This is a genomic window from Rothia sp. HMSC078H08 (assembly GCF_001808955.1).
Classification (GTDB): Bacteria; Actinomycetota; Actinomycetes; order Actinomycetales; family Micrococcaceae; genus Rothia.
Window position 1 is genome coordinate 265138 of the sequence record NZ_KV795257.1, and the last position, 13926, is coordinate 279063.

The 13926-nt window shown below is 60.5% G+C and carries 7 protein-coding genes; 3 read left to right on the top strand and 4 right to left on the bottom strand.

What is annotated here, in order from left to right; all coding sequences use genetic code 11:
* Window positions 1–294: 294 nt before the first annotated feature.
* A complete protein-coding gene (locus HMPREF2528_RS07895) occupies window positions 295–1965 on the bottom strand; it encodes a bifunctional folylpolyglutamate synthase/dihydrofolate synthase (protein ID WP_070543686.1) in 1671 nt (556 codons plus the stop codon).
* Window positions 1966–2096: 131 nt separating this feature from the next.
* Window positions 2097–5438 carry an isoleucine--tRNA ligase gene (gene ileS / locus HMPREF2528_RS07900; protein ID WP_070543687.1) on the bottom strand — a complete coding sequence of 1114 codons (3342 nt, stop codon included), beginning with the start codon at window positions 5436–5438 and terminating at the stop codon, window positions 2097–2099.
* 1456 nt (window positions 5439–6894) lie between these two features.
* Between ileS and HMPREF2528_RS07905 the strand changes: the two genes are divergently transcribed.
* Together HMPREF2528_RS07905 and HMPREF2528_RS07910 are read left to right on the top strand one after the other, a co-directional pair.
* The gene (locus tag HMPREF2528_RS07905) at window positions 6895–7851 is read left to right on the top strand and encodes a DUF6318 family protein (protein ID WP_070543688.1); all 957 of its coding nucleotides are present in this window, start codon (window positions 6895–6897) and stop codon (window positions 7849–7851) included.
* A gap of 335 nt (window positions 7852–8186) precedes the next feature.
* Complete coding sequence (locus HMPREF2528_RS07910) at window positions 8187–9146, top strand: DUF6318 family protein (RefSeq protein WP_070543689.1); 960 nt, start codon at window positions 8187–8189, stop codon at window positions 9144–9146.
* 236 nt (window positions 9147–9382) lie between these two features.
* Here HMPREF2528_RS07910 and cobA read toward each other — a convergent pair whose 3' ends face one another.
* Entirely contained in the window at window positions 9383–10294 is a 912-nt protein-coding gene (gene cobA / locus HMPREF2528_RS07915; protein WP_049352392.1) for a uroporphyrinogen-III C-methyltransferase, read from the bottom strand.
* A gap of 1 nt (window position 10295) precedes the next feature.
* The gene (nirB, locus tag HMPREF2528_RS07920) at window positions 10296–12965 is read right to left on the bottom strand and encodes a nitrite reductase large subunit NirB (protein WP_070543690.1); all 2670 of its coding nucleotides are present in this window, start codon (window positions 12963–12965) and stop codon (window positions 10296–10298) included.
* 545 nt (window positions 12966–13510) lie between these two features.
* On the opposite strand from nirB, the gene nirD reads away from it, so the two are divergent.
* Entirely contained in the window at window positions 13511–13837 is a 327-nt protein-coding gene (gene nirD, locus HMPREF2528_RS07925; RefSeq protein ID WP_049350096.1) for a nitrite reductase small subunit NirD, read from the top strand.
* The last annotated feature ends 89 nt before the right edge of the window (window positions 13838–13926 follow it).

The following is a 13926-nucleotide window of genomic DNA, read 5'->3' on the forward strand; positions in this document are numbered from 1 at the left end:
TTTCGCTATGTGGCATACCGTCGCTGGTATGCGTATGTGTGCGGGTGTGTTGGTGCGGCCTCAGGCGTTGGGGCCGGCGCCTCAGCGAATATAGCACCGTGACGCCAAGGCGTGCCCGGTTTTGCGCCCCCGGTGCCCACAATTTTTCGTTATTTTCGATTTATGGGTGGGTGGGGATCCTTGGGTTTGAGCGCGAGTATGTATGCACGCAAAAGCGGGGCGCCACTCCCCCAGCCGGTAAAACCAGCTAGAGGGCGGCACCCCGCCTCATCTCTGCAACCTCAACAGGTCGCTTTAGTGATCCGCATCGTCCTCGGAATCAGCATCACCGAAGAAATCATCGGTGTACGAGTCACCCAGCGGCAGGCCCAGCGAATCCTCCAGCGAAGAACCCGCCGCAGACTCGCCACCCAGCTCAGCCATGATGCCGTCCAGCAGCTCATCCGGCTCAGCAGAGGCAGCCGCAGCCGCCGCGGCAGCCAGAGTCGAAGCCGACGCCGCACCCGCAGAACCCGCATAAGCGCCCTCGGCGGGCAGCTCATCCGGTAGCTCCTCAGCCTCAGCGCCGGGGGTCTTCGCCTGCTCATGCGCAGCCAGCAGGGTACGCGCCTCACCGATGACCGTAATCGAACCGGTAATCAGCACGCCCGCCGACTCCTGCTCGAAGAGGGCGTTCTCCATGGCGGTGGCAATCGCCTCGTCCAGGTGCTCGAACACCTCAATCGAGTCTTCGTCCAGACCAGCGTCCAGGGCGAGCTCGTGCAGGCGCTCCGGGGCAATCGCACGTGGCGAATCCGACGCCGCCAGATACAGGCGGAACGTACCGTCCGAAGCGTCAACATACTCTTCGCGCATGGTCTCAAACATGCCCAGCGCATCCTTCTCACCCAGGATGCCAACCACCGCGTGCAGGTGCGAAAGCTTGAACGCCTCAGTCAGCGCAGCCGCGGACGCACGCACGCCGTGCGGGTTGTGGCCCGCGTCCAGGATGGTCAGCGGCTCGGTGCGTACAACCTCCAGACGACCCGGCGAACGCACCGTCTCAAACGCGGTACGCACCACGTCCTCGGGCAGCTGACGCTGACCGCCGAAGAACGCCTCCACGGCGGCGAGAGCCACCACGGCGTTCTGCGCCTGATGCGCACCGTGCAGGGACAGCGGCACATCCGGGTACTCGCCCGCCAGGCCGCGCAGGGTCAGCAGCTGACCGCCGACCGCAAGCTCACGGGAGACAATGCCGAACTCCACGCCCTCAAAGGCGAAGGATGCTTCCTTCTCGCGGGCAGAGGCGAGTAGCACATCCGCCGCTTCCGGGTCCTGTGCGGCAGAAACCAGGAAGCCGCCGGGCTTGATAATGCCGGACTTTTCGGTTGCGATCTCGGCGAGGGTTTCGCCGAGCATATCGGTGTGGTCCAGACCGATCGGGGTGACCACGGAAACCACGCCGTCGGCAACGTTCGTGGAGTCCCAAGTGCCGCCGATACCGACTTCAAGCACCACCACATCCACCGGCTCATCCGCGAAAATCGCGAAGGCAAGCACGGTAACGGACTCGAAGAAGGTCAGGGCGGGCTCGCCGCGGGAGGTCATCTCCGCGTCCACAATCTGCAGGTAAGGGGCGATTTCCTTCCAAATACGCACAAAGGTGGCATCCGGTACGGGCGCGCCGTTAATGCAGATACGCTCGGTGACGCTTTCGAGGTGCGGGCTGGTAAAGCGGCCCACGCGCAGATCGTGGCCGAGCAGCAGCGCCTCAATCATGCGGGCGGTGCTGGTCTTGCCGTTCGTGCCGGTGATGTGGATGACCGGCGCGGCACGGTGCACGTCGCCGAGGATTTCGACGGCGCGCGCCACGGCGTCCAGGCGCGGCGCCATCTTGTTTTCGGGTGCTCGCGCCAGCAGTTCACCGTAGACCCGCTCCACGCCCTCGGGGTCGGGAATTGCGGGGTAATTCTTCTCGCTCATTGTTCTCCTCACTGGGATAGCCGGTCGGTGCCGGCAGGGGCCCACCGTGCGGCAGGATAACCGTGCGGCGGGATAGACGACGGGCCGCCCCGCCCGTGAAGGGGGCGGGACGGCCGTACGGTTCAGGCGTTTTATGCCTTGGCTACGCTAATGCTCAGCTCGGCTGCTTCGCTCAGCTGCAGGGACACGGCGAGGGTTTCACCGGTCACCAGTGCTTCGTTGGCGCGCAGAGCTGCCAGAGTTTCCTCCGGTGCCGCGATGCTCAGGTTGATGCGGTCCGCAACGTTCAGGTCGGCGTCCTTACGTGCCTGCTGAATAGCGCGGATGGTGTCGCGGGCGATACCCTCGGCAACCAGCTCGTCGGTCAGCTCAATGTTGAGGACCAGGAAGCCGCCGGGCAGAACCGCAGCTGCAGTGTGCTCAGCACCCTCAGCGTCAGCGGCAACCACGGTTGCCAGCTCGTATTCGCCCTCTTCCAGAGCCAGGCCGCCGTCCAGAGCTGCCACGCCGACCAGGACGGTACCGTCCTCGGTCACGGCCCAGTCACCGGACTTGGATGCCTTAATGGCAACCTGCACCTGCTTGCCCAGGCGCGGACCTGCCGCACGTGCGTTGACCTTCAGCTGCTGGGAGATGCCGTAGTCGGCGGGGTCGACGGTGTCGGCGCTGACCAGCTCCACCTGGCGCAGGTTCAGCTCGTCCTCGACGATGTTCGCGAAGTACTCCGCGCCCTTCTCACCGAAAGCGGTGCCCAGGGCTGCGAACTGCTCGGGTGCAATCGCCACGGTCATCTTCTGTAGCGGCTGGCGCACGCGGATCTTCTTTTCCTTGCGCAGTGCCGAACCGGCGGAGCAGACCTCACGCACGGTCTGCATGAGAGCCAGCAGGTCGGACTCATCAGCGAAAGCAGATGCCTCGGGCCAGTCAGCCAGGTGCACAGAGCGTTCACCGGTGAGGCCGCGGTAGATTTCCTCGCTGCTGAGCGGCAGCAGGGACGCGGCGACCTTCGACACGGTCACCAGTGCGGTGTAGAGGGTGTCGAATGCGTCGGTGTCTTCGTTGAAGAAGCGCTCGCGGGAGCGGCGCACGTACCAGTTGGTCAGTGCGTCGGCGTACTGGCGCAGGGATTCGCAGGCGTTCCAGATGTCGTAGGAGTCCATCGCTGCAGTGACCTGCTCGATGAGTTCGCGGGTCTTGCCGAGGATGAAGCGGTCCATCACATGCTGCGAGTCGTACTTGAGCTTTGCGCTGTAGCCTTCGCCGTTGTTGGCGGCGTTAGCGTACAGGGCGAAGAAGTGGTAGACGTTCCACAACGGCAGCATGACCTGGCGAACACCCTCGCGGATGCCCTGCTCGGTCACGATCAGGTTGCCGCCGCGCAGGATCGGGGAGGACATCAGGAACCAGCGCATCGCGTCGGAGCCGTCGCGGTCGAGGACCTCGGAGACGTCCGGGTAGTTACGCAGGGACTTGGACATCTTCTGACCGTCCGAGCCGAGCACAATACCGTGGCTGATGACGTTCTTGAACGCGGGGCGGTCGAAGAGCGCGGTCGCCAGTACGTGCAGCACGTAGAACCAGCCGCGGGTCTGACCGATGTACTCGACGATGAAGTCTGCCGGGTAGTGGTTCTCGAACCATTCCTGGTTCTCGAAGGGGTAGTGCACCTGTGCGTAGGGCATGGAGCCGGAGTCGAACCAGACGTCGAGCACGTCTTCCACGCGGCGCATGGTGGACTTACCGGTCGGGTCGTCCGGGTTCGGGCGGGTCAGCTCGTCAATGTACGGGCGGTGCAGGTCGGGTTCGCCATCCTTGTTCAGGGGCAGTCGGCCGAAGTCTGCCTTGAGCTCTTCGAGGGAGCCGTACACGTCCATGCGCGGGTAGTTCGGGTCGTCCGAAACCCACACGGGAATCGGGGAGCCCCAGAAGCGGTTACGGGAGATGGACCAGTCGCGTGCGTTCTCAACCCACTTGCCGAACTGGCCGTACTTCACGTTTTCGGGGATCCAGTTGATCTGCTTGTTCAGCTCGTACATGCGGTCCTTGAAGTCGGTGACCTTCACGTACCAGGAGGTGATTGCACGGTAGATGAGCGGGGTGCGGCAGCGCCAGCAGTGCGGGTAGGAGTGCACGTAGGACTTCTCACGAATCAGCACGTCATCTGCCTTGAGGGCGTTGATAATGGTGCGGTTCGCGTCGAATGCCTGCACGCCTGCAATCTCAGCCAGGGCGGTGGTGCCGGAGGCGGTGGGCTCGGCGAAGAGGTTCAGGAACTTTGCGCCTTCGTCGAGGGAGAGAATCACGGGGATGCCGTAGCCTTCACAGACCTTCTGGTCGTCTTCGCCGTAGGCGGGTGCCTGGTGGACGATGCCGGTACCGTCACCGGTGGTGACGTAGTCGGCGACGAGGATCTGCCAGGAGGTTTCGGTGCCCCACTTTTCGGTGTCTGCGAAGTAGTCCCACAGCGGGGTGTAGCGTACGTGCTCGAGCTGGGAGCCGGTGTAGCGTGCGGTGACGGCTGCGGCTGCGTCCTTTTCGGGCTGGTCGCCTTCGTAGCCGAGATCCTTGGCGTAGGAGCCGAGCAGGTCGGAGGCAATCAGGAAGGAGCGGCCCTCAAACTTGCCCGCGCCGGGCACGACGGAGTATTCAATCTCGGGTCCAACGGCGAGCGCCTGGTTGGTGGGCAGGGTCCAGGGGGTGGTGGTCCATGCGAGTGCTTCGACGCCGTCGAGTTCTGCGGCGACCTTCTCGTCAGCACCGAGGGCGGTGTCTGCGGTGAGGCGGAATGCGACGGTGACGGTCTGATCCTGGCGGTCCTTGTACACGTCGTCGTCCATGCGCAGCTCGTGGTTGGAGAGGGGGGTCTCGTCCTTCCAGCAGTAGGGCAGCACGCGGAAGCCCTGGTAGGTCAGGCCCTTGTCGTAGAGGCGCTTGAACGCCCAGATGACGGACTCCATGTACTCGACGTTCAGGGTCTTGTAGTCGTTTTCGAAGTCGACCCAGCGTGCCTGGCGGGTGACGTACTTTTCCCACTCGTTGGTGTACTTGAGCACGGATGCGCGGGCAGCGTCGTTGAAGTTGTCGATGCCCATTTCGAGGATTTCGCGCTTGTCGGTCATGCCGAGCTGCTTCATTGCCTCGAGTTCTGCGGGCAGGCCGTGGGTGTCCCAGCCGAAGCGGCGTTCTACCTTGTGGCCGCGCTGGGTCTGGTAGCGCGCGACGAGGTCCTTGGCGTAACCGGTGAGCAGGTGACCGTAGTGGGGTAGGCCGTTAGCGAAGGGAGGGCCGTCGTAGAAGACGAATTCGTTTTCGCCGTTTTCGCCTGCGGGGCGGTTCTCGACGGATGCAGCGAAGGTGTTGTCCTTCTTCCAGTAGTCGAGGACTGCTTCTTCCAGCGCGGGGAACTTAGGCGATGCGGTGACGCCGCTTCCTGCGGCTTCGAAGGCACTCGCCTTGGGGTATACGTTAGACATTGGGTGCGCCCTTATCTGTTGTTCTCAACGCTGAGAGGCTGGGGCGACAGGGTACGTAGCACTCGTCGTCCGCGCCGTTTCAGCGGGTGAGGATTGACATGACGGGTGCAAGGACGCCTGGGCATCACTGACTGATCCGGGCTGTGCCGGGGGCAGGATGCGGCGCGGTACCACCTTGCTTACTGATTTAACAGCTCAACGCACCGAACCCTCCCGGGGCTACGGGGTGCCGCGGTGTATGTCCGCGATACCTAGCCACCGGAAGAGCGGCGCGTTGGGCGGGTATCAGTCGCTTATTACAGCTATATCGGGCTTAACCGTCCGGTTCTACTGGGACTACATCTCTTCCGCTAAGACACCCTCGCCGCAGCGATTGGCGGGTGTCCGCAGGTGCGGTCCGTTCTTCCGAATTGCTCGCCGGGGATGGCCGGGTCGTTGCAAACACTAATAGTTTATGTGGCTTTTGTGTCTGTATGCAACCCCGCGGGGTGTGGGTTTGAACAGCACTTTTCTAATGCACCGATACTGGAGGCGCAAAACAGAATGGTTCTTCGTTCGGCGATATCTAGAGCGAGTAGGGGGCTTAAGGGGTCTTGCCCCACCCCGCACTCGGGCGTGTTTAAGGATGTATGTTTTTACATTCCTTGCGTGTTGCTTTAAGTGGGTTTCAATTTTTTCAAGGGAGCCTGCGGGATTAGTGTCGGTACAACCACAAGATATGGGGTGAACACCGATGTAATTCCACTAGATATTCACCTCTGCAAGTTTTCATCCCCTCAGTATTCCGTGTGGGAACCGGTTTTTCCGGATGGTTCAGCAATGCATAGCGGGTGAATAGAGTGCATATTTGGGGATTGCCGAGCGGGTTTCCCCTTATTGAATCGGGTATTTCTTCTGGACTATTGAAGACTTCCTTACGGTCAGAAGATTAAACTAAACACCCTCCTCTCCCCCGCCTTTTGGAAATACTGAGGCGCAGCTCTTTTATTTTTCAAGTCATAAATATGACCGAAATCACTTAGCTCGACATGCGCGCAACCCCCTCGCCAAGTAGTCGCCTCCATCACATAACTCCTCACCAGCAGGGGGCAGCCGTAATACTTTACAGTGATTGATATCTTGAATGCCCCATAGGCTCTCAGGGATTACTAAGGTGCTTTTTCGTGCATTTTGAGCTCAAAATAGTCTAAAATGAATCGTGTAACACATCAATGATGATTCGATAACATCTACCCTCTCACCGGGGCGCGACCACAGCAGTCTCAAAGATGAGTTCACCAGTACCTCTAGCCCACGGCGTGAGGTACACCCGAGGTCACTTCCGGACAGGGTCTGAAACCGCGGCATTTGCCCGAAGTTTTCACCCCTTTCACGACCTCATCCAACACGCCATACAACCACGCGCCCGCCGCCGGGTGCCCCGAGCCTGCCTCGGAAAAAATCAAGGAGTTCACCGATGCTCTCACCCGACCGCTCTTCGAGTACCCGTTCCGCTACTTCCCGCCTCTTAAGCCGCCGCACCCTGCTACTCGGTGGCGCGGTTTCCCTCATGGCTGGTTGCGCCTCCGATATTCGCCCGCTGAGCGAAGAAGCAAAAGCTAAGGTAGGCTCCCCCACCCCGTCCGCGAGCGCGACCGCTTCTGCATCTAGTTCACCAGCTGCTTCACAGTCTGCTACCGCTACGTCCTCTGCGAGCGCTTCAGCAAGCGCTAAGAGCAGCTCGTCCAGTGCGGCACGCGTACCCGTCTCCGAGGATGCGCTGGTCGAGGGCTGGCAGAAGTACCCCGGACCCCTGAAGCTGACCGGCGAATACATGGGCGAGTACCAGCCCGCAACGGATTCTTCCCCTGCGAAGAACGTACCCAAGCCTCTCAAGACCGTTCCGCACCGTGAGGACCCGACCTTCCAGGGCGCCTACGAGACGTTGCGCGCCTACTACAGCGCCCAGATCACCACGCTCAAGGATGGCCGCTACGCGGATCAGGCGATTGAGCTGACCTACCCGGCAGACAAGAGCGCCATTGATGAGGTCAAGGCGGTCAAGGAACTGTATGAGCAGAACGGCTGGTACATGGACTTCACGTGCACTATTTCCATGCGGAATACGGAGCCGCGAACTGCCCTGAAGAACGGTGACGGCTACGTAGAAATCATGATGGACGCCAAGTATTCTGCCACCGCCATCCATCAACCGGACGGCTCCGAACGCAAGATACCGGCGATTACTCAGGTAGCCATTCCGCACGTGATGCTCTACACCGAGGGTAAGTGGTGGCGAATCGGCAACGACTATCTGAACGAGCGTCTGAATGGCGGCAAGGGCTCTTCCGATTCTTCCGACTCTTCTAGTTCCGGAGGTTCCGGTTCCGCTGGTTCTAGCGGTTCTTCGGGTCGCGGCTCCACTAAGGTCTAAATCCGCAGGGGTCTAATACCCCCGGTCGAGAGCCGCCCCATCTCACCAATTTCATACGCGCTAGCCCAAAGTCGTTGAGGCACAGTTCCCCCTGCACCTCACCGACTTTGGGTTATTGTGCCTTAAAGACAATGTCCAGGGTTTTTTGACGAAGTTTTAAAACCAGTCTTCTATAGTAAGAAGTGGATACTTCATACCGCCGCAGTTCACGCTCCGGCACACCCGTATCCCGGTACCCCCCCTGTACCGCGCACCATACAAAACGATGAGGAAGAGTCTCTCGTACGCATCGCAGCGTTGCGAGTTACCTCGATCAACCACTTTCAGGAGATACCATGTCCTTCCGGCCGAGTGCACACACCAGCCCCTCTGCTAACGACCGAAACATGTTGACCCGCCGCGCCGCGCTCTTGGGCGGTCTGACCGCCGGCGCTTTCGCCCTGGCAGGATGCGCTTTCAACAAGGATATTCGCCCCACCGGTACCGGTGATACTTTCTCCGGTTCCCCGAGCGCTTCCGCCTCCCCCTCGGCTTCGGCTTCTGCGTCGCCTTCTGAGTCTGCCTCGGCTTCGGCATCCGCTTCGTCTTCGTCCTCGTCCAGCCGTACCACCGCGAAGATTATTCCGCCCGACGAGTTCTTGAAGGACTATAAGAAGTACATTGGCGACGTCAAGTACGAGTACAAGCCCGCCATTGCACACTATGTTGAGCCGACCGACACCTCCCCCGCGAAAAACGTCCCAATCCCGGTCATTGATACGGTGGCTCAGCGTACCGTCTCCCTCGAGGGCGCCTACAAGACCCTGGCTGCTTACCAGAGCGCGTACATTGCCGCGATGTACAGCGGCGATCTGCAGTACCTCAAGGGTCTGGTCCACGGCGCTGACAGCGGTCTGGTCAACAACCTGAAGGCTATTGCTAGGCTCTACGCCGCGGGCGGTTGGACTAAGGACTACGAGAGCAAGCTGAGCATCCGTGACGATCTAAATGCGAAGGCTCTTGCCTCTTCCGATTTGGCTGTTGTGGCGTTCCCCTGCCGGGATGTTGTGAAGGAATACACCATCTACCAGAAGGGTACCGGTGAGGTTCAGAAGGCAAGCACCCTGGATGTCGTGATTTACGTGGTGTACGCCGAGGGCAAGTGGCGCGTGACTAGCCGCGAGTACTTCGTGTCGGAGTACAGCGACCGATTCCGCAAGGTCTTTGAGGGTCCCTCTGCATCTTCTTCTGCAAGCAAGTCCAGTGGCTCCGGTAGCTCCGGCAGTTCCGGCAGCAGCAACGACTTCAAGATCTAGGCGCTGAGAGCAACACCCCTGACGAAAGCGGGGCGGGTATCAGTTGATACCCGCCCCGCTTTCGTATGTTTTTGTGCCGCGGCGCTCCCGGCGCCACTGCGCCTGTGCGCGCCTCAGTCGCCCAACATCTAGCATCTACGCGCAGCAATAACAGCAGGCACAGCAACAGCCCCGCCCCTTGGCAACTAGGAAAACCAAGGATGCGGGGCCGTGCAATACTATCTGGCGCACCGCCTCTAGGAGGTGGAACGCTCACGCAGACGCTCGTGAACCTCGCTCACAAAGCGGTTCTGATTATCGCGAGCATAATGCACGACCTCACCGATGACGGTAATAGCCGGCGCCTTAACCGATGCGCAATCTACCTGAGCGTTCTCAAGGGTCGTGACAGTCACGCGCTCCTTCTCAGAGAAACCGTTCTCAATGGTTGCCAGCGGCGTGTCAGCCTCAATCCCACGAGAGAGCAGAGACGCCACCGTATCGGGCAGGGTACGAACGCCCATCAGCAGCACCACGGTGCCCTGGGCACGCAGGGTCGCCTCAACCGCCGACACTTCGGTCTCCGACAGGCCGGAGTGACCAGAAATGACGGTGAAAATCGAGGATACCTTACGCAGGGTCACCGGAATCGCAGCACGCGCAGGAACCGCAATGGCGCTGGTAATGCCGGGGATAACCTCAGCCTCCAGGCCGGCGGCGATGCACGCATCCAGCTCTTCAGCGCCGCGACCGTACACGTACGGGTCGCCGCCCTTCAAACGCACCACGGTCTTACCCGAGAGCGCGTAATCAATCATGAGCTGCTGAATGCGGGACTGCGGAACAGCGTGCTTACCGGGAACCTTGCCCACATCAACGATGAGGGCGTTCGGTGCGTACTCGCCGTACTCCTGCGGGGCGAGGTGATCCAGAAGAACCACGTCCGCCTCGCTCAGGGCACGCGCCGCACGCAGGGTCAGCAGGTCAGCGGCACCGGGGCCACCACCCACAATGTAGACCTTGCCGGGGTTCTCAGCAGGCTCGCCGGGCAGAAGAATGCCGCGTTCCGTCACGCTATCGTCCAGGCTGTGCCCGGGCGCCCCGCCCGCGAGCACCTCGTCAATCGTGGCGAACTCGCGGGGCGGGAACGGAGGAATCTTCGGGCACATACTATGCTGCCGGGACCGGGTTGAGGTCACTGGGCTTACCCACGGGAATCTTGGCACCGGTCAGCAGGACAGTGTCGGACTCGCCAGCTTCTGCCGCCGCAATCTCCTCGGGGGTTGCGGGGCGAATCTGCTCGCGCTCCAGCACGTACAGGTGCGAACCTTCGTCGCTGCCGTTGGGCTCGTTGATGAAGGCACGGAAGCGGCGCAGGCGGCGCTCGTCGCGCAGGGTTGCTGCCCACTCGTCCTCGTAGGAGTCAACGTGACGCTGCATGTCGCGCTCCAGGTCCTCGCACACGCCCAGGGAGTCCTCAATGAGGACGGACTGCAGGTGTGCCAGACCGTCGCCGTGCTCCTCATCCAGATCCTCAAGCCAGCGAGCGGTACGCTGCAGCTTGTCTGCGGTACGGATGTAGTACATCAGGTAGCGGTCAATGTAGCGGATGATGTCCTCGCTGGAAGCATCCTTGACGAAGAGGCGACCGTGAGCGGGGTTCGCACCACCGTTACCGCCCAGGTACAGGTTCCAGCCGTTGGTGGTTGCAATCAGACCAACGTCCTTGCCCTGTGCCTCGGCACATTCACGGTTACAACCGGAAACACCGAACTTGAACTTGTGCGGGGAACGCAGACCGCGGTAACGGTTCTCCAGCTGGACTGCCATGCCGGTAGAGTCCTGAACACCGAAGCGGCACCAGGTCGAACCCATGCAGGACTTCACGTTACGCAGGGACTTACCGTATGCCTGACCGGACTCGAAGCCAGCGTCCACCAGGCGCTCCCAAATGTAGGGCAGCTGCTCCAGGCGAGCACCGAACATACCGATACGCTGTGCACCGGTGATCTTCACGTACAGACCGAACTCTTCAGCGACCTCTGCGATGACGCCCAGCTTCTTAGCGGGAATCTCACCTGCGGGAATACGCGGAACGACGGAGTAGGTACCGTTCTTCTGCATGTTCGCCAGCGCACGGTCGTTGGTCTCCTGAATACCACCGCGGCCTGCGTCCAGGACGTAGGAGTTGCGGAAGGAGGAGAGAATCGACGCAACGGTCGGCTTACAGATTGCACAGCCGTCGCCGCCGCGGCCGAAGCGTGCCAGCACGGAGTCGAAGTCATCCAGGCTGGTCAGGCGTACAGCCTCAGCCAGCTCTGCACGGGAGAAGTCGAAGTGCTCACACAGTGCCTTGGAGACGGTCAGACCCATCTTCTTCATCTGCTGTTCCAGAGTCTTCTGCAGCATCGGAACACAGGAACCACACTGGGTACCCGCGGTGGTGCAGGACTTCAGGGATGCAACATCGTGGTTGCCGTCAACGATAGCCTCGCGGACAGCACCGAAGCTGATGTTGTTGCAGGAACACAGGATTGCGTCGTCGGGCAGTTCGGTGTCGGGGATGCCGTCGCCGCCGCCAGCTGCGGTCAGGTAAACGTTCGGTTCAGCGGGCAGTTCGCGGCCGAGCAGGGGCTTAAGGGAGTCGAAGGGAGCGGTGTCACCGACGAACACGCCACCGAGCAGGGTCTTTGCGTCGCCGCTAGTCACGATCTTCTGGTACATGCCGCGTGCGGGGTCTGCGAACAGAACCTCGAGGCAACCCTCGGTGGTGCCGCGGCGGTCACCGAAGCCAGCGACCTGAACGCCGGAGAACTTCAACTTGGTTGCGATGTCGAACTCTTCAACCTGAGCTTCTTCGTTGTCGTTGAGCAGGTTAGCTGCCACAGCGTCAGCCATAGCGTTAGCCGGTGCGACCAGACCCCAGGTGCGGCCCAGTACGCAGGCGACCTCACCGATAGCCCAAATGTGCTCGTCGGAGGAGTGGCATGCGTCGTTGACGAGAATACCGCCGCGCTCGCCCAGTGCCAGGTCGGCGTCGCGTGCCAGCTCGTCGTTGGGGCGAATACCGGCACCGAAGACCACCATGTCGGCGGGCAGGGTGCGGATGTTTGCGTCCTCGGAGGGAGAGTCTGCGATGGAGACGGAGACGACGTTACCGTCGGCATCCTTGTTGATGCCGGAGATGAACACGCCGGTCTCAATATCAATGCCGGTTGCCTTGATCTGGGCGTTCACGGCGTAACCGCCGCCCTGGTCCACCTCAACGGAAAGCAGCCAGGGAGCCACATCCAGAATGGTGGGCTCTGCGCCCAGGTCCTTCAGACCCTCAGCTGCTTCGAGGCCGAGCAGACCGCCACCGACGACGATACCGCGGGGTGCGCGGCCCAGGGTGGACTGCAGACGGTTGACCTCGGAGACCATGTTCTTCACGTCGTCAATGGTGCGGAAGACGTGTGCGGCGTCCGAGTTAAGAATGGGGATACGAACCGCGCGGGAACCGGTCGCGAAGACCAGCACGTCGTAGGGGTACTCGTTGCCCTCGGTGTCGGTGACGACGCGGCGGGTGCGGTCAAGCTTCTCTGCGTGGCAGTTGTTGACCAGGTTGATGTTCTCTGCATTCCACAGTTCGGGGTCACCGAGGGTCAGGTCCTTCTCGGTGTCCTTGAAAATCTTCTCGATAGCAACGCGGTCGTAGGGGATGTAGGGCTCATCGTTGAGGACGGTGATGGTGTCCGCTGCGCGACCGGCAGCTTCAGCGCCTTCGTGGTACGCGCGTACAAAACGCCACGCAGCGGGGCCTGCGCCGACAACGAGAATGTTGCGGGGGGTGTGCGACATGGATTTTCCTTCCTAGTTGTAATGCAGGTAGTTCATGGCACTTATCTACCCTCAGTGTGCGACTGGATCGTGCCCCGCATTGGAACTCCTAGTTTCCGTACCGTTGGGCTCGTACCTGATGCGTACCGAGTAGTTGGAGCGCCCGCTTCTTTAGAATGCATCTGAAAATTACGAAACATTTTTGTGTGGGATTATGTTGTTTTTTCCAGGCAGTCAAAAGGCGTTTTTAACTACGACTTTTATCGTACACTCTAGCGCGGGCTCGAAGCATCGAAAATCCGTATTTTTTGGGAAAATTTTCCAAAAAATCCGCGGAATACCGGGCTGAAATAGGGTATTCTTACCTTACCTAAACTTAATTTAGGTAAGGCTAATCTATGAAATTTGAGATTGTCTTTTTAGGGTAAAAATAACCTTTAGCACCCTCCGCGTGCCCCATTTCCAAATGTGGGTTTCATAAGGTAAACTCCAAACAAAGAACACACGAACCGTTATTGTGTCCTGCACCCGCGCGGCGCAGACCACCGCTTCGAAAGGAAACCCCCATGGCTGAGAACTGGGTACGCATCTGCGCCGAATCTGACCTCGAAGAAAACTGGGGTGAAGTCGCCCTGGTCGACGGCTACCAGTACGCGATTTACAAGACCAAGCACGGCATCTTCGCCAGCGACCACCTCGACCCGCACAGCCAGGCACTGGTCCTCGCACGCGGCATCGTCGGCGAGAAGAACGGCAACCCCACCATCACCTCCCCCCTCTACAAGGAGGTCTACGACCTGACCACCGGCGAGTGCGTCTCCGACCCCTCCTACTCCATCAAGGTCTACCCCGTAGAGGTCCGCGACGGCGACGTCTACCTCAAGACTGCCTAAGCACTCAGCTACTTCAGCTACATACAAAAAACCTCGGGAGAATCACCTCCCGAGGTTTTTTGTATGTGCTTTTAGAAGCCCCAAACTAA